Annotated in this window: 22 protein-coding genes; 10 read left to right on the top strand and 12 right to left on the bottom strand. The window is 68.7% G+C overall.

The genetic code is table 11. The features are described from left to right. Nucleotides 1–140: 140 nt before the first annotated feature. Nucleotides 141–587, bottom strand: a complete 447-nt coding sequence (locus tag ACFW3F_RS21630) for an Lrp/AsnC family transcriptional regulator (RefSeq protein WP_388061127.1) — start codon at nt 585–587, stop codon at nt 141–143. A gap of 97 nt (nt 588–684) precedes the next feature. Here ACFW3F_RS21630 and rocD point away from each other — a divergent pair, with 97 nt between their 5' ends. Further along, nucleotides 685–1,923: an ornithine--oxo-acid transaminase gene (rocD, locus tag ACFW3F_RS21635; protein ID WP_388061087.1), complete on the top strand. Its 1,239-nt coding sequence runs from the start codon at nt 685–687 to the stop codon at nt 1,921–1,923. 18 nt (nt 1,924–1,941) lie between these two features. Here the strand turns inward: rocD and ACFW3F_RS21640 are convergent, their stop codons facing one another. Then, on the bottom strand, nt 1,942–2,268 hold the full coding sequence (locus tag ACFW3F_RS21640; RefSeq protein WP_388061089.1) for a hypothetical protein: 327 nt from the start codon (nt 2,266–2,268) through the stop codon (nt 1,942–1,944). Continuing rightward, nucleotides 2,268–3,164 (bottom strand): mycothiol conjugate amidase Mca, encoded by an 897-nt coding sequence (gene mca, locus ACFW3F_RS21645; protein ID WP_388061091.1) that lies wholly within the window; start codon nt 3,162–3,164, stop codon nt 2,268–2,270. Before mca ends, ACFW3F_RS21640 begins: the two co-directional genes overlap by 1 nt. Before the next feature lie 48 nt (nt 3,165–3,212). On the opposite strand from mca, the gene ACFW3F_RS21650 reads away from it, so the two are divergent. The 3 genes from ACFW3F_RS21650 (at nt 3,213) to greA (ending at nt 5,106) form a co-directional block, all read left to right on the top strand. Next, a complete protein-coding gene (locus ACFW3F_RS21650) occupies nt 3,213–3,710 on the top strand; it encodes a DUF4307 domain-containing protein (protein ID WP_388061093.1) in 498 nt (165 codons plus the stop codon). Next, nucleotides 3,707–4,483: a queuosine precursor transporter gene (locus ACFW3F_RS21655; RefSeq protein WP_388061095.1), complete on the top strand. Its 777-nt coding sequence runs from the start codon at nt 3,707–3,709 to the stop codon at nt 4,481–4,483. The genes ACFW3F_RS21650 and ACFW3F_RS21655 overlap by 4 nt, the downstream gene beginning before the upstream one ends. Nucleotides 4,484–4,614: 131 nt before the next feature. Beyond that, nucleotides 4,615–5,106, top strand: a complete 492-nt coding sequence (greA, locus tag ACFW3F_RS21660; protein WP_388061097.1) for a transcription elongation factor GreA — start codon at nt 4,615–4,617, stop codon at nt 5,104–5,106. A gap of 151 nt (nt 5,107–5,257) precedes the next feature. On the opposite strand, the gene ACFW3F_RS21665 is transcribed toward greA, so the two are convergent. Then, the gene (locus ACFW3F_RS21665) at nt 5,258–6,193 is read right to left on the bottom strand and encodes a hypothetical protein (protein ID WP_388061099.1); all 936 of its coding nucleotides are present in this window, start codon (nt 6,191–6,193) and stop codon (nt 5,258–5,260) included. A gap of 149 nt (nt 6,194–6,342) precedes the next feature. Then, nucleotides 6,343–7,113, bottom strand: a complete 771-nt coding sequence (locus ACFW3F_RS21670) for a DUF4352 domain-containing protein (RefSeq protein WP_388061101.1) — start codon at nt 7,111–7,113, stop codon at nt 6,343–6,345. Between the two features lie 217 nt (nt 7,114–7,330). Between ACFW3F_RS21670 and ACFW3F_RS21675 the strand changes: the two genes are divergently transcribed. The 3 genes from ACFW3F_RS21675 to ACFW3F_RS21685 all read left to right on the top strand — a co-directional run bounded on the left by ACFW3F_RS21675 (nt 7,331) and on the right by ACFW3F_RS21685 (nt 9,811). Next, nucleotides 7,331–7,849, top strand: coding sequence for an SRPBCC family protein (locus tag ACFW3F_RS21675; RefSeq protein WP_388061103.1), 519 nt, complete (start codon nt 7,331–7,333; stop codon nt 7,847–7,849). A gap of 91 nt (nt 7,850–7,940) precedes the next feature. Then, complete coding sequence (locus ACFW3F_RS21680) at nt 7,941–8,975, top strand: ATP-binding cassette domain-containing protein (RefSeq protein ID WP_388061105.1); 1,035 nt, start codon at nt 7,941–7,943, stop codon at nt 8,973–8,975. Then, nucleotides 8,972–9,811: an ABC transporter permease gene (locus ACFW3F_RS21685; RefSeq protein ID WP_388061107.1), complete on the top strand. Its 840-nt coding sequence runs from the start codon at nt 8,972–8,974 to the stop codon at nt 9,809–9,811. Before ACFW3F_RS21680 ends, ACFW3F_RS21685 begins: the two co-directional genes overlap by 4 nt. On the opposite strand, the gene ACFW3F_RS21690 is transcribed toward ACFW3F_RS21685, so the two are convergent. From ACFW3F_RS21690 to ACFW3F_RS21705, 4 genes are read right to left on the bottom strand one after another with little or no spacing between them, the layout of a single operon-like run. Further along, nucleotides 9,793–13,023 (bottom strand): BTAD domain-containing putative transcriptional regulator, encoded by a 3,231-nt coding sequence (locus ACFW3F_RS21690; RefSeq protein ID WP_388061109.1) that lies wholly within the window; start codon nt 13,021–13,023, stop codon nt 9,793–9,795. The two genes, ACFW3F_RS21685 and ACFW3F_RS21690, sit on opposite strands and share 19 nt — an antisense overlap. Nucleotides 13,024–13,051: 28 nt before the next feature. Then, nucleotides 13,052–14,251, bottom strand: coding sequence for a threonine ammonia-lyase (gene ilvA / locus ACFW3F_RS21695; RefSeq protein WP_388061111.1), 1,200 nt, complete (start codon nt 14,249–14,251; stop codon nt 13,052–13,054). A 17-nt stretch (nt 14,252–14,268) separates the two neighbouring features. Further along, the gene (locus ACFW3F_RS21700) at nt 14,269–17,220 is read right to left on the bottom strand and encodes an ATP-binding protein (RefSeq protein ID WP_388061113.1); all 2,952 of its coding nucleotides are present in this window, start codon (nt 17,218–17,220) and stop codon (nt 14,269–14,271) included. A gap of 55 nt (nt 17,221–17,275) precedes the next feature. Continuing rightward, a complete protein-coding gene (locus ACFW3F_RS21705) occupies nt 17,276–18,016 on the bottom strand; it encodes a PIG-L deacetylase family protein (RefSeq protein WP_388061114.1) in 741 nt (246 codons plus the stop codon). 148 nt (nt 18,017–18,164) lie between these two features. Between ACFW3F_RS21705 and ACFW3F_RS21710 the strand changes: the two genes are divergently transcribed. Continuing rightward, nucleotides 18,165–19,277: a class I SAM-dependent methyltransferase gene (locus ACFW3F_RS21710; protein WP_388061116.1), complete on the top strand. Its 1,113-nt coding sequence runs from the start codon at nt 18,165–18,167 to the stop codon at nt 19,275–19,277. Nucleotides 19,278–19,291: 14 nt separating this feature from the next. Here the strand turns inward: ACFW3F_RS21710 and ACFW3F_RS21715 are convergent, their stop codons facing one another. Together ACFW3F_RS21715 and ACFW3F_RS21720 are read right to left on the bottom strand one after the other, a co-directional pair. Beyond that, complete coding sequence (locus ACFW3F_RS21715) at nt 19,292–20,464, bottom strand: cystathionine gamma-synthase (protein ID WP_388061118.1); 1,173 nt, start codon at nt 20,462–20,464, stop codon at nt 19,292–19,294. Nucleotides 20,465–20,474: 10 nt separating this feature from the next. Continuing rightward, nucleotides 20,475–21,869 (bottom strand): cystathionine beta-synthase, encoded by a 1,395-nt coding sequence (locus tag ACFW3F_RS21720; protein ID WP_388061120.1) that lies wholly within the window; start codon nt 21,867–21,869, stop codon nt 20,475–20,477. A gap of 76 nt (nt 21,870–21,945) precedes the next feature. Between ACFW3F_RS21720 and ACFW3F_RS21725 the strand changes: the two genes are divergently transcribed. Next, the gene (locus tag ACFW3F_RS21725; RefSeq protein WP_388061121.1) at nt 21,946–22,881 is read left to right on the top strand and encodes an SGNH/GDSL hydrolase family protein; all 936 of its coding nucleotides are present in this window, start codon (nt 21,946–21,948) and stop codon (nt 22,879–22,881) included. A 65-nt stretch (nt 22,882–22,946) separates the two neighbouring features. Continuing rightward, nucleotides 22,947–24,170 carry an acetyl-CoA C-acetyltransferase gene (locus ACFW3F_RS21730; protein ID WP_388061123.1) on the top strand — a complete coding sequence of 408 codons (1,224 nt, stop codon included), beginning with the start codon at nt 22,947–22,949 and terminating at the stop codon, nt 24,168–24,170. On the opposite strand, the gene ACFW3F_RS21735 is transcribed toward ACFW3F_RS21730, so the two are convergent. Continuing rightward, entirely contained in the window at nt 24,163–24,723 is a 561-nt protein-coding gene (locus ACFW3F_RS21735; RefSeq protein ID WP_388061125.1) for a DUF6790 family protein, read from the bottom strand. The genes ACFW3F_RS21730 and ACFW3F_RS21735 overlap by 8 nt on opposite strands. Nucleotides 24,724–24,831: the final 108 nt, after the last annotated feature.

The following is a 24,831-nucleotide window of genomic DNA, read 5'->3' on the forward strand; positions in this document are numbered from 1 at the left end:
CTCGGGCTCCGGGTGTGTCGTACGCGCGTCAGTTCAACGCTTCATCATAGCCCCACCCGGAGCCTCGATAAAGCGCCAATACGCGCGCACGGTGCTGATCACGGCGACCACACTAGCACAGGGTCATCGCCGTTCCGCCGTCACGGGTGCCCGCGGTCGATCAGCTCGCTGAGCACGAGGATGGACTCCGATCGATCCACCGGGCCGGCCCGCCGGATGCGCTCGAGGGCCTGCTCGAGGTGTCGCACATCGCGGGCCATCACACGCAGGATCGCGTCGGCCTGACCGGTGACGGTCGCCGCGCTCACCACCTCGGGTATGGGTTCCCAGGCGGCCTCGAGCTGGTCGGGCGAGATGTTGCCCCGGCAGTACACCAGCACGTAGGCCTCGGTGGTCCACTGCATGGCCTGGGGGTCGACGACCGCGGTGAAGCCTCGGATGACCCCGTCGGCGACCAGTCGATCGACACGACGTTTCACCGCGGGAGCCGACAACCCGACCCGCTCCCCGATCTGTTGATACGTCGACCGGGCATCCCGGGTGAGACACGCGAGCACCTGCTCGTCGAGATCGTCCAGCGCCCGCAACAGAAGCCTCCTCTTCGCCATCACCACGACGATCTGTTGCGTCTGCACGCAACCGACGTCGATTGTTTGCACCAGATCTCGACGATACGCTCGATTCATGACGATGACGAGCCCCGACGCCGGTACCGATACCCATCCCGGCATCTCCCTCGACGTCGCCGAACCCCATGTGGCTCATAACTATTCGCCACTGCCAGTGATCGCGGCCACCGCCGAGGGGGCGTGGATCACCGATGTCGACGGCCGTCGCCACCTCGACTGCCTCGGCGCCTATTCGGCGGTCAACTTCGGCCACCGCCATCCCCGCATCGTCGCCGCGGCACTCGATCAGCTCGCGCGGGTCACGCTCACCAGCCGCGCTTTTCGGTCCGATCGCCTCGAACCCTTCTGCGCCGCACTGGCTTCCCTGTGCGTCAAGGACATGGTGCTACCGATGAACACCGGTGCCGAAGCGGTGGAATCCGGCATCAAGGTCGCCCGCAAGTGGGGCTACGACGTCAAGGGCGTGCCCGACGGTCGCGCCACGATCGTCGTGGCCGGCGGGAACTTCCACGGACGCACCACGACGATCGTCTCCTTCAGCGACGACCCCGAGGCACGCACCGGATTCGGCCCGTACACACCGGGATTCGTCCGCGTGCCGTTCGGCGACGTGGCCGCGCTCGACGCGGCGATCGACGAGTACACCGTCGGCGTCCTCCTCGAACCCATCCAGGGTGAGGCCGGCATCGTCGTACCTCCCGACGACTATCTGCCCGGTGCGCGGGCCCTGTGCACGGAGCGGAATGCGCTCCTCATCGCCGATGAGATCCAGTCCGGCCTCGGCCGGACCGGTCGGACCTTCGCGGTGGAGCACTGGGGAGTCGAACCCGACGTCTACCTCCTGGGGAAAGCGTTGGGTGGCGGACTGCTGCCGGTGTCGGCGGTGGTGGCCGACCACGACGTCCTCGGTGTCCTGCACCCCGGTCAACACGGATCGACCTTCGGCGGCAATCCACTCGCCGCCGCCGTCGGTCACACCGTCGTCGACATGCTCGCCGAGGGGACGTGGCAGCGGCGCGCGGCCGAACTCGGCGAGCACTTGCACGCCCGACTCGGAGACCTCATCGGCGACGGCGTCGTCGCGGTGCGCGGCCTCGGCCTGTGGGCGGGCATTGACCTCGACCCCGCACTGGGCAGCGGAAAGGACTTCTGCCGTCGGCTGTCCGAACGCGGGGTCCTGGCCAAGGACACGCATGGCTCGACCCTGCGCCTCGCACCGCCGCTTGTCATCACGGAGTCCGAGATCGACTGGGCGATGGAGCAATTCGTCGCGACCCTCCGCAGTCACGGGTGATCGCCCGTCGCGTGCGGGTCAGGTGTCGGCGGGCCGTCGGTCGTCGGTGCCCGCGGCACTCGTTGCATCCGGGGTTCCGGGTGCCTCCGGCACCGCGGTATCCGACTCGGCCGGGCCGGGCGAGTCGGTGCCCTCGTCGAAGGCCTGGTCGGCTTCGGGATGCTCGGTATCGAAGGACGCGGGCAGCTTCTTCAGTTGCCGGTTCATCGACCAGATCAGGAACGCGGTTCCGCCGAGCAGCAGCAAGATGACGAGCAGGCCCAGCGGTGAGGCCTTGCCGAACTCCGGCCCCTGCGGCTCTTGCGCGAGGACCATCACGGTGTCCACGACGGTGCTGCTGGTCATCACGCCTCGATCCCGGAGAAAAGGTCGGTCTCGGGCAACGCGGTCTTGACCCGGGTCTTGGCGAGCTCGAACTCCTCGGTCGGCCACAGCCGCTGCTGCCACTCCAGGGGTACTGCGAAGAACACCCCGTTCGGGTCGATCTGAGTGGCATGCGCGCGCAACGCGTCGTCACGCTGCGGGAAGTACTTGGAGCACTCGACCTGCGTCGTCACACGGCCCATGAGGTCACCGCGGCTCGGGTCCCACTTGCTGAGCCACTCGGCGAACGGACTCTCCTGTCCGTGCCGCGCGAACTCGTCAGAGAAGAGCACCATCCGATCCCGGATGAACCCGTGGGTGTAGTAGAGCTTCGACACCGTCCACGGTTCACCGGTGCCGGGGAACGCGTCCGGATCACCGGACTGCTCATAGGCGGCCACCGACACCTCATGACAGCGGATGTGGTCGGGGTGTGGGTATCCACCGTGCTCGTCGTAGGTGATGATCGCGTGCGGACGGAACTCGCGGACCACGCGCACCAGCGCCTCGGTGGCCTCGTCGAGGGGCACCGTCGCGAACGACCCCTCCGGGAGCGGCGGGAGCGGGTCCCCCTCGGGGAGCCCGGAGTCGACGAAGCCGAGCCAGGTGTGCCGGACCCCCAGGGCCTCGGCGGCCTTCGCCATCTCCTCGCGACGGACCTCGGTCATCCGCTCTTTGATCCCCGGCCGGTCCATCGCCGGATTCAGAATGTCGCCACGTTCACCACCGGTGAGTGTGACGACAAGCACTTCGTTGCCCTCGGCCGCATACTTCGCGGTCGTGGCCGCACCCTTGCTCGACTCGTCGTCCGGGTGCGCATGCACCGCCATCAGACGGAACACCCCCGACTTGGGGTCGCCGACGTGGGATTCGGTCACAGTTCCTCACCTTCGGATCGCTACTCCTCCCATGGTAGGTATTGACGCGTGAACAGTTCGGACGGGGGCGCCGCAGACGCCGGTGACGCACCACGCGCGACGCCTGAGACCGAGCGGCCGCACAGCGGTCCGCGCGCCACCTACCCGGAGCGTTCGGAGACCGCCCGGGGGCGTCGTCGCTGGTTCGTCGCCTTGTCGACCCTGGTCGTCGCGGCCGGCGTCGCACTCGCGGTCATCGGCTACAGCAAGTTCTCCTCGGCCGACGTGACCGGTGAGGCCACCGGTTACGAGATCATCGACGGCTCGACCGTCGCGGTGCAGTTCACCGTCGAACGTTCCGATCCGAGCCGGGCGGCCGCCTGCGTGGTGCGCGGTCGGTCCCGCGACGGCGGCGAGACCGGCCGTCGAGAGGTCCTGATCCCCGCGGACTCGGCGGAGCGCATCGGTGTGCGGACCGAGGTCACGACCTCGCGGCCGCCGGTGATCGGCGAGGTGTTCGGCTGCACCCTCGACGTGCCCGCCTACCTGAAGCAGTCGGCCTCGTGACCACCCCCTCGACCGGACAGGGCGCGTTGCCGGCGCCGCGCGCTGCGTTCGCCTCGATCGGCAGTCGGTACTTCCCTCTGCTGGTCGCACTCTTCGTCGGCGTCATGCTCATCAGCAACGTCACCGGCACCAAGGGTGTCGTGCTGTTCGACGACTGGCTCCGCGTCGATCTCGGGCCGATCCAGATGAACGGCCTGGTGACCGACGGCGCCTTCTTCCTCTTCCCGCTCGCGTACGTCCTGGGCGATGTGATCAGCGAGGTGTACGGGTTCCGCGCGATGCGCCGGACGATCCTCGCGGGATTCGCGGTACTGATTCTTGCGTCGCTCTGTTTCTGGTTGACCATTCATCTGCCCGCCGCCGATTTCTACGAAGGACAGGAGTCTTTCGAGACGGTCGCCGGTGTCGTCCCGCAATTCCTGCTCGCCGGATTGGCCGGTTATGTCGTCGGCGAATTCCTCAATTCCTTCGTCCTGGTCAAAATGAAGGAACGCGCCGGCGAACGTCGTCTCTGGGCCCGGCTGCTGGGTTCGACGATTGTCGGGCAATTCGCCGACACCCTCGTCTTCTGCTCGATCGCCGCGACCGCTCTGGGTATCTCCACCTGGGGAGATTTCGTCAACTACACGATCGTCGGGTTCGTCTGGAAGACCCTCGTCGAAATCGTCCTCATGCCGCTGACGTATTTCGTTGTGGGATGGCTGAAGCGGATGGAACCGACCTATCAGGACGCACTCGGGTCGGTGTCGCGCGGCACAACCGATGTGCCATAGGTCTCATCACCTGGTATCCTGGACGGATACACGGCTCCGCGAGGGGTCGTGTTGCTGCATTTTTAGCAGTCCATATGCTCCCAGGTGTAAACGGTCGCCCGGGGGCCGCGGACAACACAAAGGAGTGACCGATGACCGACACCCAGGTGACCTGGCTGACCCAAGAGTCGCACGACCGCCTCAAGAGCGAGCTCGACTCGTTGATCGCCAACCGTCCGGTCATCGCCGCCGAGATCAACGAGCGTCGCGAAGAGGGCGACCTCAAGGAGAACGGTGGCTACCACGCCGCCCGCGAAGAGCAGGGTCAGCAGGAAGCGCGCATCCGCCAGCTGCAGGAACTGCTGAACAGCGCGAAGGTCGGCGAGGCACCCACCCAGTCCGGAGTCGCACTTCCCGGTTCCGTCGTGACCGTCTACTACGACGGTGACGAGAAGGACACCGAGACCTTCCTCATCGCCACCCGCGAGGAGAGCGGCCAGGGCGGCCTGGAGACCTACTCCCCCAGCTCCCCCCTGGGCGCTGCGCTCATCGACGCCAAGGTCGGCGAGACCCGCGAGTACTCCGTCCCCAGTGGTGCCACCATCAAGGTGACACTGGTCAGCGCGGAGCCCTACCACGGCTGACGGATTTCTGGACAGAGCCCGGGACGGTTGGACCGTCCCGGGCTCTGTTTTTTGGTGCCGTGACCGGCACGCGCGGCTCCCGCGACCGACGAACCTCAACTCGACTGCTGGACTTCGATCGAAGTCCAGGAGTCGAGTCGAGGTTCGTCGGTCAAGCTGCGGGGAGCCGGTTCAACCACGGACGGAGGAGGTCTGCGAGCTCGTTCTTCTCGAGCGTCGACCACGTCCACCGGAGCACCATGATCCCCTGGGCTCGGAGCGCATCTTCTCGGCGCTTCTCCCGGATGAGTGCATCGCGCGGGGTCTCACCGGGACGAAGCAGTCGCCCGTACTTCTGGAGCCCATCGAACTCGCCGACAAGGGCTCCGTCCCAATCGAAGTCGACACGTGCCGGGCCCTCGTCGGTCTCGAATGTGTGCTGCATACGCGGCATCGGAAATCCGGCTTCGATCATCTGCGCTCGACTCCACGACTCCCCCACACTCTCCGACGCGGCGTCGGCATGCGAGAAAGCTCGTCGGGCGACTCCGGCGCCCCGCCACCGCCGTCGTGACCCGAGGAGCTGACTCATCGTTCCGGAATCGGCGCCGGCAGCCAGAGCCCGGTCGAAGACAACCAGCGCCTGGGCGAAGTCACCGGCCATCGCGACGTCTACCGCAGTGCGTTCCAGATTCGTGACCCGAACTCCGTTGACGCGGACCACGTGGTCGGGCGCCACCGGTCCCGCATGAACAATGCGCAAGCCGTGCCCGAACCCGCCGACCTCTTCCGTCTTCGTGAGATGGACGACCTCGCGTTCCGGATGCAACAGCGGCAGCGCGTGAAGCGCCGCCGCCGAGTCGTGACTGAGGATCGACGCGTCGCGGTCGCGAGCCGATGTGGCAACCGCGATCGATCGGAGTCGGTACTTGCGGTCTCCGGGATCCTCGGCTGACACATCATCGGCGGAGAACGCGCAGACCCCCGGGGCGAGACGAATCAATTCGCCGCGCCTCACGGCGGCAGTCACCGCGTCGTCGTTGATCCCCAGTCGCAGGGTCGCGGCGCGACGGATGAGTCCGTGTTCATCGGTCGGGAAAGTGTTCACGACACTTGGACGCACGGGAGCGTCCCACGGATCCAGTCGGCTCCGGCACAACCGCGCCGTGACCGGCGAACCTCATCTCGACTGATGAACTTCGATCGAAGTCCAGGAGTCGAGGCGAGGTTCGCCGGTCACGAAAACTCTTCGAGTGATCAGCCGAGGTTCACCGTCACACCACCGGAGAACATCGAGTCATGCAGCTCGATGGACGCCGGTGTCGCGCCCGCCGGCATGTCGTAGACCAGCTTGACGGTCACGGCATTCCCGGGATTGATGTTGTCCCACACCGGGATATCCGACCCGCCGAGCGCGATCTGGGCCGTGGTGTCGGGTTCGAAGCTGCGATCCTCGGCGTCGAACAGTTTCTGTCCTGTCGGAGAGAAACTCTGCGGCTGGTCCGAGGTGTTCTTCACCGACATGGTGACGACCACGAACTGCCCCTGGGCTTCTTCGGTCAGATAGGGATTGTCTCCCACCGAGGTCAGGCCGGGCTCGACGCCGGTCACCACGAATTCGAACTTGCCGTCGCGTACCGGAGTGTTGAGGCCAGGCACCGCATCCTCGCTGTCGGCGCCGGCCGGTTCCCCCTGCTCGGTCGCGGTGGAAGCACCCGAGTCAGCGGTGGTATCCGTGTCCTCCGAGCCTCCGCCGGAGGTGGCCGCCAGGATGATGATCAGCAGAACCACGAGGGCACCCAGGACCCAGGGCCACTTCTTCTTCTTGCGAGCCGGCGGCGCCGGGTAGGGCTGCGGCGGGTACGGCTGGGGCGGAGCGCCGTAGGGCGCCTGCCCGTACTGGGCGGCCCCCGGCGGCGGGGTCTGACCGTAAGGCTGCCCCGGGGGCGGCGCACCGTACTGGGGCTGCTGTCCCGGCTGTCCGGGATGCCCCGGCGCGGGGTTCTGGGGATTCTGGGGGTCGGTCATCGTATGTCCTTCTCTGTCGTGCGGCACCTGGGAAGCGGTCCCACATCTGCACGCACTGTCGCACCCGGGTCCGACAAAAACGTTGTCGCACAGTGTCATCCGAACAGACGAACCTTCCGGTCGGTCAACCCCACCCGAGACGGCCCTCGGCCGCAACCCGCGCGCGCCCGGGACTCGGATGGCGCACCGGTACCGGCGCCATGCTTGAATGTGACCCATGGCACGTTCCCATGAGCTGCAGACCTTCGATAACGACTTCTTCGACGATGCGCCGGTCCGGCATGTCATCGACGTCCGCCTGCCGGTCACACCGGCACGCGCGTGGGCCGAGTTCACCCGTCAGCACACGCTGGACTGGTGCCGCGCGATCAAGAAGATCGAGTTCGTGTCACCGCCGCCGTACGGCGTGGGGACACAGCGCCGAGCGGTCCTCGGGCCTGGATACGTCACCCTCGAGGAAGATTTCTTCGACTGGACCGAAGACTCCGAGAAAGGGCACTACCGCAACGGTTTCCGTGTTCTGAGGGCCAACGTCCCGGGCATCCGACGCTTCGGCGAGGCGACCGAGATCCTGCCCGCCGACGTGGGCTGCCGGCTCAAGTGGACCTTCGCGCTGGAACTGCCCACCTCCTCGCGGGTGGTCACCGCGTTCTCCGGCCCGGCGTCGTCGACCGTCTACAAGACCATCGAGGCCGACACCCTCAAACACTTCGCGAATCTCGAACCCGCTACGTAGCGATCGGCGCTTGCGTCGTCTGACGCGTCGCAACAGCACCACGTAAGCCGACGCAAGCCCGACGACAGGGGCCGGGTTCAGAGTTGTCGCCATGACAACGACAACCACTCCCCGGCCCGAAGCCGGGCCGGGACAGTCCCTCCACACCGACCTGGCCATCGAGGCGCGCGGACTCGTCAAGCACTTCGGATCGACCCGCGCGGTCAACGGCGTCGACCTCGCCGTCCCGACCGGATCGGTGTACGGCGTCCTCGGGCCCAACGGTGCGGGAAAGACCACGACCGTCAGCATGTTGGCCACCCTGCTACGTCCCGACGCCGGCGAAGCACGAGTCTTCGGATACGACGTCGTCGACGATGCGGTCGCGGTTCGTTCGCTCGTCGGCGTCACGGGGCAGTACGCCTCCGTCGACGAGGACCTCACCGCCACCCAGAACCTGGTGCTCTTCGCTCGCCTCCTCGGCTTCTCGCGGACCGCGGCACGGTCACGCGCCGACGAGCTGCTCGAGGAGTTCGCCCTCACCGACGCCGCCACCCGACCGTTGAAGAACTTCTCCGGCGGCATGTGTCGGCGCCTCGACCTCGCTGCCAGCCTGATCGACACCCCACCGCTGCTGTTCCTCGACGAACCCACGACAGGCCTCGACCCACGAACCCGCGCCCAGATGTGGGACACCATCCGTCGTCTCGTCGCCGGCGGATCGACCGTCCTGCTCACCACCCAGTACCTCGACGAGGCAGACCAATTGGCCGACCGCATCGCCGTCATCGATCACGGTCGCGTCATCGCCGACGGCACGGCCGACGAGCTCAAACACTCCATCGGTGCCAGCACCCTCCAGCTCGTCCCGGCCGATCGTGCCGACGCGCCCCGCGTGTGTCAGATCGCCGAGTCGATTCTCGGGCAGACCGCCACGTTGAGTCCCGAAGCAGCGCGGACGACCATTCCGCTGAGCACCGCCGAACTCGTACCCGACGTATTGATCGCGCTGCGCGAGAACGGGATCGGTCTCGAGGAGATCACCGTTGCGAAGCCGAGCCTCGACGAGGTGTTCCTCACCATCACCGGCAGGCCGGCAGAGTCCGACACCCCCGCATCCGACACCACTCCGGAGGCCCGCTCATGACCACGACCACCACCATCGACGGTCCCCCGTCGACCTCGATCACGACCCGCGTCGCACGCGCGCAGGTGAAGACCTCCATCAGCCTGACCGAGTCGTTCCGGCAGTCCTTCAGCATGGCGTATCGCGGTGTGCTCAAGATCCGGCACAACCCGGAACAACTCTTCGACGTCACGTTCCAGCCGATCATCTTCACGCTGATGTTCACCTACATCTTCGGCGGCGCGATCAGTGGCAACGTGGAAGCCTATCTGCCGGTGATCATTCCGGGCATCCTCGTGCAGACGGTGATCATGACCTCGATCGTCACCGGTACGCAGCTGCGTGAGGACATGGACAAGGGCGTGTTCGACCGGTTCCGCTCCCTTCCGATCGCCCGGATCAGCCCCCTCGCGGGCGCCCTGCTGGCCGATGTCATCCGGTACTCCATCGCGACCGTCCTGACGGTCGTGATGGGCGTGCTGATGGGGTGGCGCCCAGACCTCTTCGGCGTCGTGGCGTCGGCCGCGCTCATCATCGTGTGCAGCTTCGCGGTCTCGTGGATCTTCGCACTCATGGGGTGCCTGATGAACAGGGCATCTGCGGTGCAGGGCATCTCGATGATGATCATGTTCCCGCTGACCTTCATGTCGAACGCCTTCGTCCCGGTCGACACCATGCCCGGCTGGTTGCAGGGCTTCGTGAACGTCAACCCAGTGAGCCACCTCGTCACCGCGGTCCGCGAACTGACGAACTCCGGTCACGCCGGCATCCACGTCGTGTGGGCTCTCACCGGGGCCGCGCTCATCACCGCGGTGTTCGCCCCGCTCGCCGTGAAGGCCTATATGCGCAACACCTGATCGTGGAGCAGTCGCTGGAGCTCCTCGACGGCCAGGTGGCGCGGCACCTTCGGGTGTCGCGCCACCTCGTGGTCGCCCCCGACCTGTGCCAGCGCCCAGCGCCGCGCCCAGCTCAACGACGGATAGTCCTGTCGCCCGGGCAGACTCAGAGCCAGCTCGACGAGACGCCGCCCGCCGGAATCCGTGGGCCGGTCGGCGCCCCACAACACAGCGAAGGCCGATGCCACTGTGCCCGCCTGCGGGAGGTCCTGCCATCCCGGACCGAATGTCATGTCGTCGAGCCCCTTCACCATCTGCGGAACCAGATCCCATGCGGCGTCGACGTCCCCGCTGCGGACGAGTCCGGCGACGGCGGCGCACACCACCATCAGCACCGCGGGGTCGGCGACCCCGAAGGGGTGTTCTCGCAACATGACCCGTGCGGCACGTCGAAAGCCCGCGGCCACCTCCGTGCTCGGCGCACCGTCGACGAAGGCGAGTTCGGCCACACCCAGCAGGGCCGGTCCGGTCACTTCCGGATTGCCTTGTGGGTCCTCGGTGTCGAGGTCCCACTCGCCGGTGACCAGGGCGAGTTCGCGCCGAGCGTCATCCGGGAGGCCGTCGGCAAGGAGGGTGAGCGCGAGCACGGTCCGGATCTGACGGACGTCCTCGACCGCGTCCAGCGGTGCGAGCAGATCGATCCCGGCCCGATAGGTCGCGGCGGCCTCGGAATACCTGCCCTGCTGTCCGTACAGACTGCCGGTGCTCGTCTGTCGCATTCCCTGGAACCAGGACGCGTAGCGGCTGCCGGCGAGCCACCGGCCCGAGGCCGTCGAATCCTGTAGTGCCGGGCCGACCAGTCCGCGATTCTCTCGGAGGTGAGATCGCAGCGTCAGAGCCAGTGCGCGGACCTCGTCGTCGGACGCGGCCTCGGCCGCCCGGCAGATGATCCGGTACGCGCGCGTCGGATTCGACGCCAGCGCCACGGCGGACACGAACTCGCTCGCACGCTCGAAAGTGAGCTGCGCGCGATGGAGCGCGCGCAGAATGAACCTGGCAGTGGCCAGAATTCGGAGGTCGCTCGTCATCATCCCGTGCACGGCACCGACGATCGCGGTCACCTGCCAGTTCTCGCGCTCCGCGTCGGTCGGATCCGTGGGCGGGCGTGGCAACGCCGACACCACCCGGGCTCCCCACGCACGGGTCTCGCCGTGCAGACCGCGCACGGTCCAGTGATATGCCAATGCCGGGAACAGCGTCGTCAGCACCGCGACGAGACCGTCTGACGGTGTCACGACCGCGGCTTCACAGGCCGACCGGAGAATCCAGGTCAGGTTGTCGGCTTCCAGCGCCATGCCGGTCGCGCCGCGGAGGTGGTCCCCGTTCTCGGCACGGTCCCGCATGGCACTGACGAACTCGCGTGCCCATGTGTTCATCGCCGTCTCGACCTGGACGGCCCGGTCGGCATCCATCCGGGTTTCGCCGAACTCGCGCACCATCTCCAGCATCCGGAATCGGGCCAGTCCGTCGATCTCCGTCACCGACAGGAGCGACTGGTTGGTCAGACTCTCGAGGATGTCGTCGAGGACGGTTCGGGTGGTCCCGGTGACCGCCTCGGCCGCGGACCGGGCGAACCCACCGGGAAAGCGGCACAACTGGACCAGCGCCGTCCGACCGGCGGCGTCGAGCAGTTCCCAGCTCCACTCGATCACCGCGTAGAGGGTGCGATGCCGGTCGGGTGTGGTGCGGTCCGGGGACCGCAGGAGCGCGAACTTCTCACCCAACCGGTCGGCGATCTCCTCCACCGTCATCGTCCGGATGCGGGCGGCAGCCAGCTCGATGGCCAGGGGCAGTCCGTCGAGATGTCGGCACAGTTCGACGACGCGGTCCGCAGGCAGATCGGCATCGGGTCGCACGGCGCTCGCGCGTGCCCGGAACAGCCGCACCGCCGGCGAGTCCGCGTCGCCGGCCTCCAGGACGGGCAGCGGGTGAACCTGTTCGCCGGCGATGGCCAGCGGTGTGCGGCTGGTCGACAGGACACGGACACCGGGTACCGCAGCGGTGAGCTCGGCGACGATCCGGGCGCACGCGTCGACGATCTGTTCGCAGTTGTCGAGGATGACCACCGAGCCTTGCTCACGAAGCACGTCCTCGAGCCGAGCGGTCAGATCCCCGGGGGTCATGCGGGGCCGGCCGGTCGCGGAGAGGTCGGACTCCCCGACCCCGAGAGTGGCTGCGATCGCCGGGATCACGCCCTCGTCCGAGCGCACCGAGGCGAGCGAGACGAAGAAGATCGGCACTCCATCTGCATGGAGCCGGTGCCCGATCTCGGTCGCGACCCTCGTCTTCCCGACCCCGCCGGGACCGAGCACGGTCACCACGCGACCGGTGTCGAGCATGCCCACCACGGTGTCGAGGTCCGCTTCGCGCCCGATGAGTTCGGTGGTCGCGGAGCGCAATCCGACGGCACGCGCGTGCCGGTGCGTGCTGGTCTCCGGTGGTGGTACCGCCACGAGGATCTCGGCGTGAGCAGCCATGACCTCGGCACCCGGATCCATCCCGAGCTCGGTGGAGAGCCGCCGCCGCAACCGGTCGAACACGGCGAGCGCCTCGGCGGCGCGGCCCTCTCCGGAGAGGGCCCGCATCAGGGCGGTGTGGGCCGCCTCGTCGAACGGGTCTCGTGCGCAGCGCTGTTCGGCGATGGATCGGGCGGCCGCGAAGTCGCCCTCGGTGAGCGCGGCCGTGAGCTGCGCGGTGTCGAGCGCGTCCTCGATACGCCGGATGCGCGCGGACAGCGTCGCCACGACCGGGGACCCGTCGCCGAGATCGTCTCCGGGCACGCCGCGCCACCACCGCCGTGCCCGGTCGTGGGCGGTTCGGTCACCGTCGGCGAGCAGCTTCTCGACCACGTCGAGGTCGGTGCGGCTGTCGCGGAGCCGATAGCCGTTCTCACCACCCTCGAGGGCGCCCTCGGGCAAGAGCTTCCGGAGCCGGGACACCTGGGTGTGCAACGCACTCTGCGGCGAGCGCGGCGGATCGTCGGCCCACACGTCGTCGATCAGGCGATCCGCCGAACGCACGCGGCCGTCGGCGAGGGCGAGCGACACGAGCAGGCGTCGGGCTCGCAGACCCGGCACGTCGACGAGCCGGTCGGGGCTCTCCGCCCCCACGGGGCACGACCCGACCGCGATCGGGCCCAGCACACCGATCAGGGCGGGTCCGTCGGCAGACACCCAGACAGGTTAGCGCCGACATCCGCCGTCAGTCCCGCAGGAACCCCGCGTCCGCGAGAGCCCGCCGGACGTCGTGCTGGTGGTCGTGTCCACGGGTCTCGACGCTGACGGTCACCTGCACCTCGCCGAGGTAGAGGTCGTCGGCGACGCGCGAATGCACGACGTCGAGCACGCTGGCCCCCAGGTCACGGAGGAGTTCGAGGAGTGTGACGAGACCACCGGGCCGGTCGGAGACCGTGGCGGTCACGGTGAGGAATCGTCCGGCTGCGGTGAGCCCGTGAGTGGTGACATGGCGCAGGAGCAGCGGGTCGATGTTGCCGCCGGACAGCACGACACACACGGTTCCCGACAGCGCGAGGCGGCCGCTGACCGCCGCCGCGACCGCTGCCGCCCCGGCTGGTTCGACCACCAGCTTCGCCCGCTCGAGCATCAGCAGCAATGCCGTGCTCAGCTCTTCCTCGGTGACCGTGACGACCCGGTCCACGAGTTCGGCGACGTGCGCGAACGGGACCTCCCCGGGAATCCCGACCGCGATGCCGTCGGCCATGGTGTTCATCGCCGCGGCCGGAACCGGTCGGTTCTCGGCGAGCGACGTCGGCCAGGCTGCAGCCTGCGCCGCCTGCACGCCGACGACCTCGACCTCAGGCCGGCGCAGATGTACCGCGGCGGCGATACCGGCGAGCAGTCCACCGCCACCGAGCGGTACGAGAATCGTTGTGACATCCGGGATCTGCTCCAGGATCTCCACTCCGACCGTCGACTGTCCGGCCACGATGTCGAGATGGTCGAATGGATGGATCAGGGCCGCGCCCGTCGCGTCGGCGTGACGCTGCGCCTCGACGAGCGCCTCGTCGACCGTCGACCCCGCGAGCACCACCTCGGCGCCATACGCTTTCGTGGCTGCGATCTTCGGCAGCGCGGCCCCGGTAGGCATGTAGACCCGCGAGGTGATCCCCAGATCCGATGCCGCCCAGGCGACGCCCTGCGCGTGATTGCCCGCGCTGGCCGCGACGACTCCGCGCGCACGCTCCTCGGCCGACAGCCGAGAGATGCGCAGATACGCCCCGCGTGGTTTGAACGACCCTGTGCGCTGCAGATTCTCGCACTTGAGCCAGACCTGCGCACCGCTGCGCTCGGACACCACCCGCGACGCGATCGTCGGCGTCCGTCGGATCACCCCCGACAGTTCGTCGGCGGCGCGGTCGATGTCGGCGGCAGTCAGCAGCATGGAGACAGTATCCGCCATCACCGACCCGACGCGACCTCACGGAGCGCGCGCAGCGCACCCTCCAGCACCACCTCGGCGTCGGAGTGCGGGCCCTCGCCGTCCACCGCGTCGTCGACGCTCTGCGTTCCGTCGACGGCCGCGGCCGGGTCGAGTTCGGCACAGTCCAGCAGGGACTCGGCCAGTTCGCGCCGTCCCTGCAACCGCAGGAGCGCCGCGGCATTGCGAGCCGTGGTCCACAGCTGGGTGGGTTGTCCGCTGTCCCGCCACGCCTCCAGGAGTACGACGTATGCCTCGGCTGCGCGGCGCGTGTCGCCGACTCGGGTGAGGCACGACGCCGCTCCGACACGGGCGACGCCGACGATGAACGTCGCGCCGGCCTCCGCGGCACGATCGTGGGCGCGCTCGTACAGCGCGAGGGCCGTCGTCGGGTCGCCGGCCGCGACGAGTTCGGCCTGCACGTAGTCCAGGAAGGCATGCTGCGACGGACCGGCGGTGGTGTCGATCGCGGACCGTGCGTCGCCGAGCAACCGGGCGGCCCCACCCCGGTCGCCCGCATAGGAGGCCGCCAGTGCCGCCGACGCGAGGTAGGCCGGACCGATCGACTCCTGACGCCCGCAGTATGTCCACTCACTGATCGCGACGTCGAAGTCGCCGCGGAAATGCGCGACCGCCGCCAGGGCGGCGTGCGCCCCCACCAGTGGAACGGTGTCCGCCCCGGGCGCGCCCGGGGCGCCGGGGCCCTCGCCGCATCGGATCGCCTGCCGGGCGAGGTCGACCGCCAGGTCGAACTCCCCGACCAGTCGCGCGGCCTCGGCGGCGACCGACAGCACCCGGGCCTGACCGTCGTGCCCGTCGAGGAGCGGCGACCGCGCCAGATCGATTGCCCATGTCCACAATTCACGGATGTTGCGCCAGGTGCCGACCAGCGAAAGTGACGTCGTGATCGCGACGAGGACGTCGATCCGCCGACACCCGATGGCCAGGTCGCGGGCCGACCGCAGATTGTCCATCTCGGCGTGAAGCCGTCGATTCGCCTGCGGTTCGTCGGCCCCGAGCCAGGATGCCTCGATCTCGCGCGCCGTCGTCACACACTCCTCGATGAACCGGTCCTCGGCCGCGGCGAGCCGATCCGCTCGCTCGAGATGGTCGAGCAGGTAATGACGAATGAGGTGCAGCAGGCGGTACCGTCCGGCCGCCGCGTCGGCGACCACCAGCGAGCTGTCCACGAGCCGGTGCAGTGTTTCGACCGGATCGTCGGTCCCGACGGCGAGGGACTGGAAGGTCCGCAGCGTCACGCCACCCGGGAAGGGAGCGAGAGCGGTGAGCACCGCCTGGTCGGATGCGGACAGCAGGCGGAAGGACATGTCGACGCTCACCCGGAACGTCTGGCCCCGCCTACCGTCGACGCCGGAGTCGGTCGCGAGATCGAGTGCGCGGTCGAGCATCCGGGCGACGTCGGGCAGCGGCATCACCGCGGCCTGTCGGGCTGCGAGTTGGATGCCGAGCGGGAGCCCGTCGACGCGCCACAGGATGTCGACGAGGGCGGGAAGATCGCGCTCGGTCACGGCGAAGTCCGGGTTGCGCCGGCGGGCATGCTCGACGAAGGCGCGAATCCCGTTCTGCCGCAGAATCGTGTCGACCTCGGCGATGGTGGCGGCTCGGTGCGGGATCTGGAGGGGCTGCAGACGGACGACGTACTCGGCCGGTGACGCCAGGACGACACGCGAGGTCGCCAGGATGCGGACATTCGGCGCGCATCGCACGACTTCACCCGTCAACTCCCGGCACGACGACAGGACATGCTCACAGTTGTCGAGGACGAGCAGGATCGGATCGGCGGGCAGTGCACCCGCGACCGCTGCCGGGGAGACGGGCCCGTCGACGTCGAGTCCGAGTGTCGACGCCACCGCCGCTGCGACGCGGTCCTGCCGGGTGACCGCGGTGAGGTCGACGACGAACACGGCTTCGCCCGGGAGAACGGAGGGATCGGAGACGATGTCGAGGGCGAGCGTCGTCTTGCCGACACCACCCGTCCCGGTGAGCGTCACCAGCCGGTGAGCGGCGAGAAGCCGGACCAACTCGGCACGATCGCGCTCGCGGCCCACCAGCGGTCCGCCGGCCGGGGCCGGACGGGGATGGCCAACGGGACGAGAATCTTTCGGACCCGCACCCTCCGAATCAGCGTCGTCCGGACCCGTCCCGGCGGGGGATTCCCATCCGGCGGCGACGCTCTGCTCGAGCGCGGCCAGCGCGGGGCTCGGGTCCAGACCCGCGGTCTCGCGCAGTCGCGCCCGGAACGCGGCCGCGGCCGCCATCGCCTCGACCGTCCGTCCTTCGGCCGCCAGGGCACGCACCAGGAGCCGAGTCGCGTTCTCGCGTATCGGCGTCGCGGCCACCGCGGCGACGGCCTCCGTCACGGCGGTCGGGTCGCAGCTGTCCACCAGCGCGTCGAGGTGCGCATCGTCGAGTCTGCGACGCAGTTCCGCCAGGGCGGCCCGCTCGGCGGCGAGGTCCGCGATGCCGGCGAACTCGCCGAGTGGCTCACCTCGCCAGAGCCGGGATGCGCGCGCGGTCAGTTGCAGCCGGGCGTGCGGATCGGACTCCCCGGCGGCGGCGGCGAGCAGGTCGCGGACGACGTCGGCGTCGACCGTCACGATCAACCGGTATCCGGCGGGACGCCGCTCCAGCAGGTGGGCGGAGGCACCGAGGTGCCGACGCAGACGTGACACGAGATTGTGCAGTGCCGCAAGGGGTTCCCGGGGAGGCGACTCGCCCCAGAGCGCGTCGACGAGGCGCCCGGTCCCCAACCCGTGGCGACCCGCGGTGGCCAGCAGCGCGAGCAACGCGCGGCGGCGGTCTCCGGTGACCGGGACCCCACGGCCGCCGACGGACAGCGTGAGGGGACCCAGCACCCCGACATCGACTGCCGGAGACGCGTCGCCGTGACCGGCCGCCCCGCGATCGTCCATCCCCTCGTCCCGATCTCCCGTCCCGATCTCCCGGCCCCACCCGGTTGCCCAGCAATCACCCAGGATGAGCGTAGGTCTCCACCGAGACCCACGTCCGGTATCGGTCGAGACCGATCGCCGAGATCAGTCCCGCGGTCTGCGATCGCTGGGCCCGCAGCGCCCCGATCTTGCGGTCGAGCTCCGGACCGTCGAGTTCGACACGCAACGCGACCTTGTCGCCCGGGCACTGTCGGGGCCCGCCGAGCACCCACATGTCGAATTCGCGCGCGAGGTCGAGTTCGATGCGACGACCGGTGGCAACCGGGTGCAGAATCCTCGGATCGGCAGCCGACTGCCCGACGGCCCGGGTGACCCAGCGGTGGACGGTGCGGTGGTCGGGGTGACCGGTGACGCCGTCGGGGCCGAACGTCAGCACCGTGTCGGGCCGGACGTCGTCGAGCAGGGCGACGACGGCGGCGACGGGCGCGGCGGGGTCGAGTGCCTCCAGTCCACCGTCCGGCAGGTCGAGCCAGTGATGCTCCTCGATGCCGAGTGCGGCGAACGCGTCGGACAACTCATCGGTCCGCACCGCGGCGAGGGCCGACCGATCGGCCGGGGTCGCGTGCTCATCGGCCGCCTCGCCGCGGGTCGCGGTCACGCACACGACCCGGCCGCCCGCGTCGCGGGTCGCCGCCATCACCCCGCCCGCCAGATAGGTCTCGTCGTCGGGGTGCGCCCAGATCGACATCACCGTGCCGAGGTCGGTCACCTGCAGCTCCTGGTCCGCGGCTGCATACGCGTCTCGTGTGGTCGTCATGTGCCGATGGTCGACCGACCCTCTGTCACGGCGCTGTCACCGTCCTCGGTCGTCGTGACAGCGACATGACACCACACCGGCGCAGGCTCCGGGACACGACGCCGGCGCAGGCGTCGCCCCCAGAATTCCGAACACGAGAGGACGTGTCATGACCACCACGACAGATTCCGCCGGTACCGAGACCGACACCGCCGTCGACCTCGCTCGCGTCGAAGCCTTCGCCGGCCAGGTGAGCTCCGACCTCACCCACGCCTATCACTCGATCAGTACCTACCTTGGCGACCGTCTCGGGCTGTGGCGGACGCTCGCCGAGCTGGGCATGGCGACCAGCGCCGAAGTCGCGCAGCGCTCCGGGCTCGCGGAACGATATGTGCGCGAGTGGCTGTGCGTTCAGGCCGCCGCCGGGTACGTGACCCTCGAGTCGCACACACCGGGAGAGGCCGACGTCTTCGGTCTGCCCGTCGAACACGCGATGGTCCTCGCGGACGACAACAGCCCGGCTGCGGTCGTCGCCGGCTTCGAGGTCGCCGCGGCCGTGTGGGCGGGGGTCGATCGGCTCGCGCACGCGTACACGACCGGCGAGGGTGTGCCGTGGGGTGCGCACGATTCGCGACTGTTCACCGGCGTGCAGCGCTTCTACGCGACCATCTACCGGGCGTCGCTGCTGACGGAGTGGATACCCGCGATCGACGGTCTCGCGCAACGTCTCCGGGCCGGCATCCACGTTCTCGATGTCGGATGCGGGCTGGGGGTGCCCACCATCCTGCTCGCCGAGGCGTTCCCGAACTCGACCTTCGTCGGTGTGGACACCCACGAGGAGTCGATTCGCCAGGCGACCACCGCGGCCGAGTCCGCAGGCGTCGCCGACCGCGTCCGATTCACCGTCGGTTCCGCACACGACTACGGCGACACGTTCGACGCCATCCTGTTCTTCGACGCGTTGCACGACTTCGGCGAACCGGTGCAGGCCTTGAACCACGCGCGCATGTCGTTGCGTACCGGGGGTCAGGTCGTCGCCGTCGAACCGTTCGCGCACGACTCGCTGGCCGATAATCTCACGAATCCCGTTGCGCTGCTGTTCTATTCAGGCAGCTCATATCTGTGCGTCCCACACAGCGTCGCCGACGGATCGACGTCACTGGGTGCACAGGCCGGGCCCGAACGTCTCCTCGAGGTGTTCCGCGCCGCCGGGCTCTCCTCGGCGCGCGTCGCAGCCACGACGGCGTCGAACCTCATCCTGGAGGCGCGGCCCGTTCCCTGAGGCGCGGCGACCCGTCAGCGCAGCGCGTTCTCCAGGTCACCGAGGATGTCGTCGATGTCCTCGATACCGACCGACAGGCGGACCAGGTTGGCCGGGACCTCGAGCAACGATCCCGCGGTCGAGGCGTGCGTCATCGCCCCGGGGTGTTCGATGAGCGACTCGATGCCGCCGAGCGACTCGGCCAGCGTGAACACCTCGGTCCGGGCACAGAAGTCCTTGGCGTCGTCGAGGCCGCCCTTGACCAGTACCGAGACCATGCCGCCGTAGCGCTTCATCTGCTTGCCCGCGACCTCGTGGCCCGGATGGTTCTCCAGACCCGGGTACAGGACGGCGTCGATCTTGTCGTGGCCGGCCAGGAACTCGACGACCTTCTCCGCGTTGTCGCAGTGCCGATCCATCCGGACACCGAGGGTCTTGATGCCACGCAGCGTCAGGAATCCGTCGAACGGTCCGGGAACCGCTCCGGCGCCGTTCTGCAGGAACGCGAACGCCTCGTCGAGCTCTTCGCTGTCGGTGATCAGGGCACCCCCGACGACGTCGGAGTGCCCGCCCAGGTACTTGGTGGTCGAATGCAGCACGACGTCGGCGCCCAGGACGAGCGGCTGCTGCAGGTACGGCGAGGCAAAGGTGTTGTCGACGACGAGCTTCGCGCCGGCCTCGTGCGCGACGGCGGCGAGGGTCTCGATGTCGCCGACGTTGAGCAGCGGGTTGGTCGGCGTCTCGGTCCAGACCAGCTTGGTCTCCGGGCGGATGGCGTCGCGCACCGCGGCGACATCGGACACCGGCGCCACCGAGTACGTGATCCCCCACTGGCTGAAGACCTTGTCGATCAGGCGGAAGGTGCCACCGTAGGCGTCGTTGGGGATGACGAGGTGGTCACCGGGACGCAGCGTCGAGCGCAACAGGCAGTCGGTCGCCGCCATACCGGAGGCGAAAGCCCGTCCGTAGGTGCCGCTCTCGAGCGCGGCGAGGTTGGCCTCGAGCGCGCGCCGGGTCGGGTTGCCGGTGCGCGCGTACTCGAAGCCGTCGCGCAGTCCGCCGACGCCGTCCTGGGCGAAGGTCGAACTCGCGTAGATCGGGACGTTCACCGCGCCGGTCTGCGGATCCGGATCGTAACCGGCATGGATGGCGCGGGTCGAGAAGCCTTGCCAGCGAACCGAATCCGCGGCACTGCGTCGTTCACTCACGGTGGTGCTCCTATCCGACGATCGGGTGGCTCGACACGAAGGCGAGCAGGTCGTGGCGCGTGATCACGCCGATGGGCTTGCCGTCTTCGACGACCATGAGCGCGTCGCTGTCACCGAGCGCCTTGGTGGCAGCCGACACCGGCTCACCGGATCCGATGAGCGGGAACGGCTCACCCATGTGCGCCGACACCGGATCGGCGAGGCTGGCGCGCCCCTCGAACACCGCGCTGAGAAGGTCGCGCTCGGTGACCGCACCCGCGACCTCGCCGGCCATGACGGGCGGCTCGGCGCCGACGACCGGCATCTGGGAGACGCCGTACTCGCGCAGGATCTCGATCGCGTCGCGCAACGTCTCCTGCGGGTGGGTGTGCACGAGGTCGGGAAGGGCGCCGGTCTTGCCGCGCAACACATCCCCGACGAGAGATTCCTTGGTCTTGGCGTCCAGCGGGGTGCGCAGGAAGCCGTAGCTGCTCATCCACTGGTCGTTGAAGATCTTCGCCATGTACCCACGACCGCCGTCGGGCAGCAGGACCACGACCACGGCATCGGGACCCTCACGTTCGGCGACCTGCAGCGCGGCGACGACCGCCATGCCACAGGATCCGCCGACCAGCAAACCCTCTTCGCGCGCGAGTCGCCGCGTCATGTCGAAGGAGTCGGCATCGGAGACGGCGATGATCTCGTCCGGGATCTCCGGGTCGTAGGCCGACGGCCAGAAGTCCTCGCCGACGCCCTCGACCAGGTACGGCCGACCGGTCCCACCGGAGTAGACCGAGCCCTCGGGGTCGACGCCGACCACCTTCACCGCACCGTCGGAGATCTCCTTGAGGTAGCGGCCGGTACCGGTGATGGTGCCGCCGGTGCCGACGCCGGCCACGAAATGGGTGACCTTACCGTCGGTGTCGGCCCAGATCTCGGGCCCGGTGGTCTCGTAGTGACTCTGCGGACCGGCCGGGTTGGCGTACTGGTTGGGCTTCCACGCACCGTCGATCTCGGTGACCAGTCGATCCGAGACGCTGTAGTAGCTGTCCGGGTGGGACGGCTCGACCGCGGTCGGGCACACGACGACCTCGGCGCCGTAGGCACGCAGGACGTTGCGCTTGTCCTCGCCGACCTTGTCCGGACAGACGAACACGCACTTGTATCCGCGCTGCTGGGCGACGAGCGCCAGTCCGACGCCGGTGTTGCCCGACGTCGGTTCCACGATGGTCCCGCCCGGCTTCAACTCACCCGACGCCTCGGCCGCGTCGATCATCCGCACGGCGATACGGTCCTTGCTGCTACCACCGGGGTTGAGGTACTCGACCTTGGCGGCGACCAGGCCCGATCCGGGCGAAGTCACCGAGTTCAGTTTGACCAGCGGGGTGTTGCCCACCAGGTCGACGACGTGATTGGCGATGCGCATGCGTCCATGGTCCCAGAACCGCCACGAACAGCGACACCCGGCCGTTGCCAAGTCGAAGCCCCCTAAACTGGCACTCGTGTCCGGTTCGAGTCGCAAGGGAATCGTCTCCGGGAAAACCGTGCGAGATGTCGGCGCCACGGCGGCGGCCACCGCGGGGGCAGCCGGCGCCGGGTGGGCCGCCTACAACCTGCTCATCAGTCAGGCCGCCGAGGCTCGCGTCGTCATCCCGCACCGCACCGACAACGCCCCCGAAGGCGATGGCGTGTACCGCCCCGACGGCACCAGCGGGCGCTTCACCAGGGACACGCCGTACGACCTGTTTCTCGTCGTGTTCGGCGACTCGACAGCCGCCGGCCTGGGCGCCGAGACCGCGGACGAGACGCCGGGTGTGCAGATCGCCCGGCGCGTGGCCGAGGAGACCGATCAGGTGATCCGCTACGCGAACAAGGCGATCGTGGGCGCGACGTCGAAAGGCCTCGCGGCGCAGATCGAAGCCATGTTCGTCTACCACGAGCGGCCCGACGTCGCCGTCATCCTCGTCGGCGCCAACGACGTCACCGCGCGCAACAGTCCCCTGCCGTCGGCACGGCGCCTCGGCGAGGCGGTGCACGCGCTCGTCGACGGGGGCGCGAAGGTGGTCGTGGGCACCTGCCCCGACTTCGGCGTGGTGACCGCGATCCCCCAGCCCCTCCGGATGTTCCTGCGTCGCTGGGGACTCGCGCTGGCCGCGGCGCAGCGATCGGCGGTTCGCGCCGCCGGGGGCCGGCCGGTCCCGCTTGCCGACCTGCTGACCGAGGAGTTCCTCGCGCGGCCCGAGCACATGCTCTCGCCCGACCGCTTTCATCCGTCGGCCGCGGGTTACACGCTGGCCGCGGACATCCTCGTGCCCGAGGTGCTCGCCTCGATCGGCGAATGGGGGCCCACGCCGCTGCCGGAACCTCCCAAGGTGTCCGAGGCCGTCGAAGAAACACGACTCGTCACACGTTTCAGGAGACGTATCGCACGGTCGTGACCTGGAGAGATCCCGATGGTCCGACCGTGAAACCAAGCAGATGCTTGGTGCGGTAGTTTGAACGCATGCCTGAAGCCGTCATCGTCGCCCACGCCCGTTCCCCCATCGGCCGCGCCGCCAAGGGATCCCTCAAAGATGTCCGGCCCGACGAACTGTCGCGTCAGATGGTCGAAGCCGCACTCGCCAAGGTGCCCGAGCTCGACCCCGCACTGATCGAGGACATCCACTGGGGCATCGGCCAGCCCGGCGGACAGGGTGGTTACAACATCGCCCGGGTGATCGCCGTCGAGTTGGGTCACGACCACATCCCCGGCGTCACGGTGAACCGCTACTGCTCGTCGTCGCTGCAGACCACCCGCATGGCATTGCACGCCATCAAGGCCGGTGAGGCCGACGTCCTGATCTCCGGCGGCGTCGAGAGCGTGTCGAGCTTCGGGATCTCCGGCGGCGCCGACGGTGCACCGAACTCCAAGAACCCGCTGTTCGACGACGCGATGGCCCGTACCGAGCGGACGGCCGCAGGCGACGCCGGCATCTGGCACGACCCGCGCAAGGACGACGTCATCCCCGACGTCTACATCGCGATGGGCCAGACCGCCGAGAACGTCGCCTCCTTCACCGGCATCTCCCGCGAAGACCAGGACCGGTGGGGCGTGTTGAGTCAGAACCGCGCCGAGGAGGCCATCAAGTCCGGGTTCTTCGAGCGCGAGATCGACCCGGTCACCCTGCCCGACGGTTCACTCGTCACCACCGACGACGGTCCGCGCGCAGGTACGACCTACGAGAAGATCTCGCAGCTCAAGCCGGTCTTCCGCCCCGACGGCACCATCACCGCCGGCAACGCGTGCCCGCTGAACGACGGCGCCGCGGCGCTGGTCATCATGAGCGACACCAAGGCGAAGGAACTGGGCCTGACCCCGCTCGCGCGCGTCGTCGCCACCGCGGCCACCGGCCTGTCGCCGGAGATCATGGGGCTCGGCCCGATCGAGGCCATCCGCAAGGTGCTCCGGGTCTCGGGGATGTCGCTGTCCGACATCGACCTCGTCGAGATCAACGAGGCCTTCGCCGTGCAGGTCCTCGGTTCGGCCCAGGAACTCGGCATCGACCACGACAAGCTGAACGTGTCCGGCGGGGCGATCGCCCTCGGCCACCCGTTCGGGATGACCGGTGCTCGCATCACGACCACCCTGCTCAACAACCTCCGTACCCACGACAAGACCTTCGGCATCGAATCGATGTGTGTGGGCGGCGGTCAGGGCATGGCCATGGTGCTCGAGCGCCTCAGCTGATCGAGACCGTCTCCGTCTTGTCGACACCCCCCGCCGTGTTGGGTCCCCGGATCGCAACACGGCGGGGGGTTGTTCGTCTGTACACGAACCACGCGATGACGACCGCGCCGACGATGTAGATCTCGGCGGGGATCGCCCACACGTTGTTGGTCGCGGTGTTGTCGTGGATGTAGTACTGCGAGATGTGGCCGGCGAGGTCGCCGCCGTAGCTGATCGCCAGCGCCCAGACGGCAGCGTCGAGCCATCCGCCACGGTTACCGACCCGGAAGCAGAGCACGCCGAGAAAGCCCACAGCGATGTCGTTCCACCCCAGCTCCCACTGGAACATCGACGGGATGAAGTCCGGTCCGATGCCTTCGGCGATCTCGGGGGCGTTCGGGCCGACGTGACCGATGCCGGCGAGAATGCCGAATGCGCCGCCGGGAACGAGTATCCAGAGCAGCACGAGTTCGGCTGCGCGGCCGAGGGTGCGGCGCCGCACCGATCGGTCCACCAGGATGTGCACCACGGCGCCGATGATCATCAGCGCCAGCTGAATCAGAAAGAACACCATGTCCGCACGGTAGAACCGAGGTGGTGGATTCGGCCCGCGAACGTGGCATGGCGGCACATTTCATCGCCGACCGCCCTCGACACGACAGCGGCCCCGCACCTCGAGAGG

This window comes from Gordonia sp. NPDC058843, from assembly GCF_042743165.1.
Classification (GTDB): domain Bacteria; phylum Actinomycetota; class Actinomycetes; order Mycobacteriales; family Mycobacteriaceae; genus Gordonia.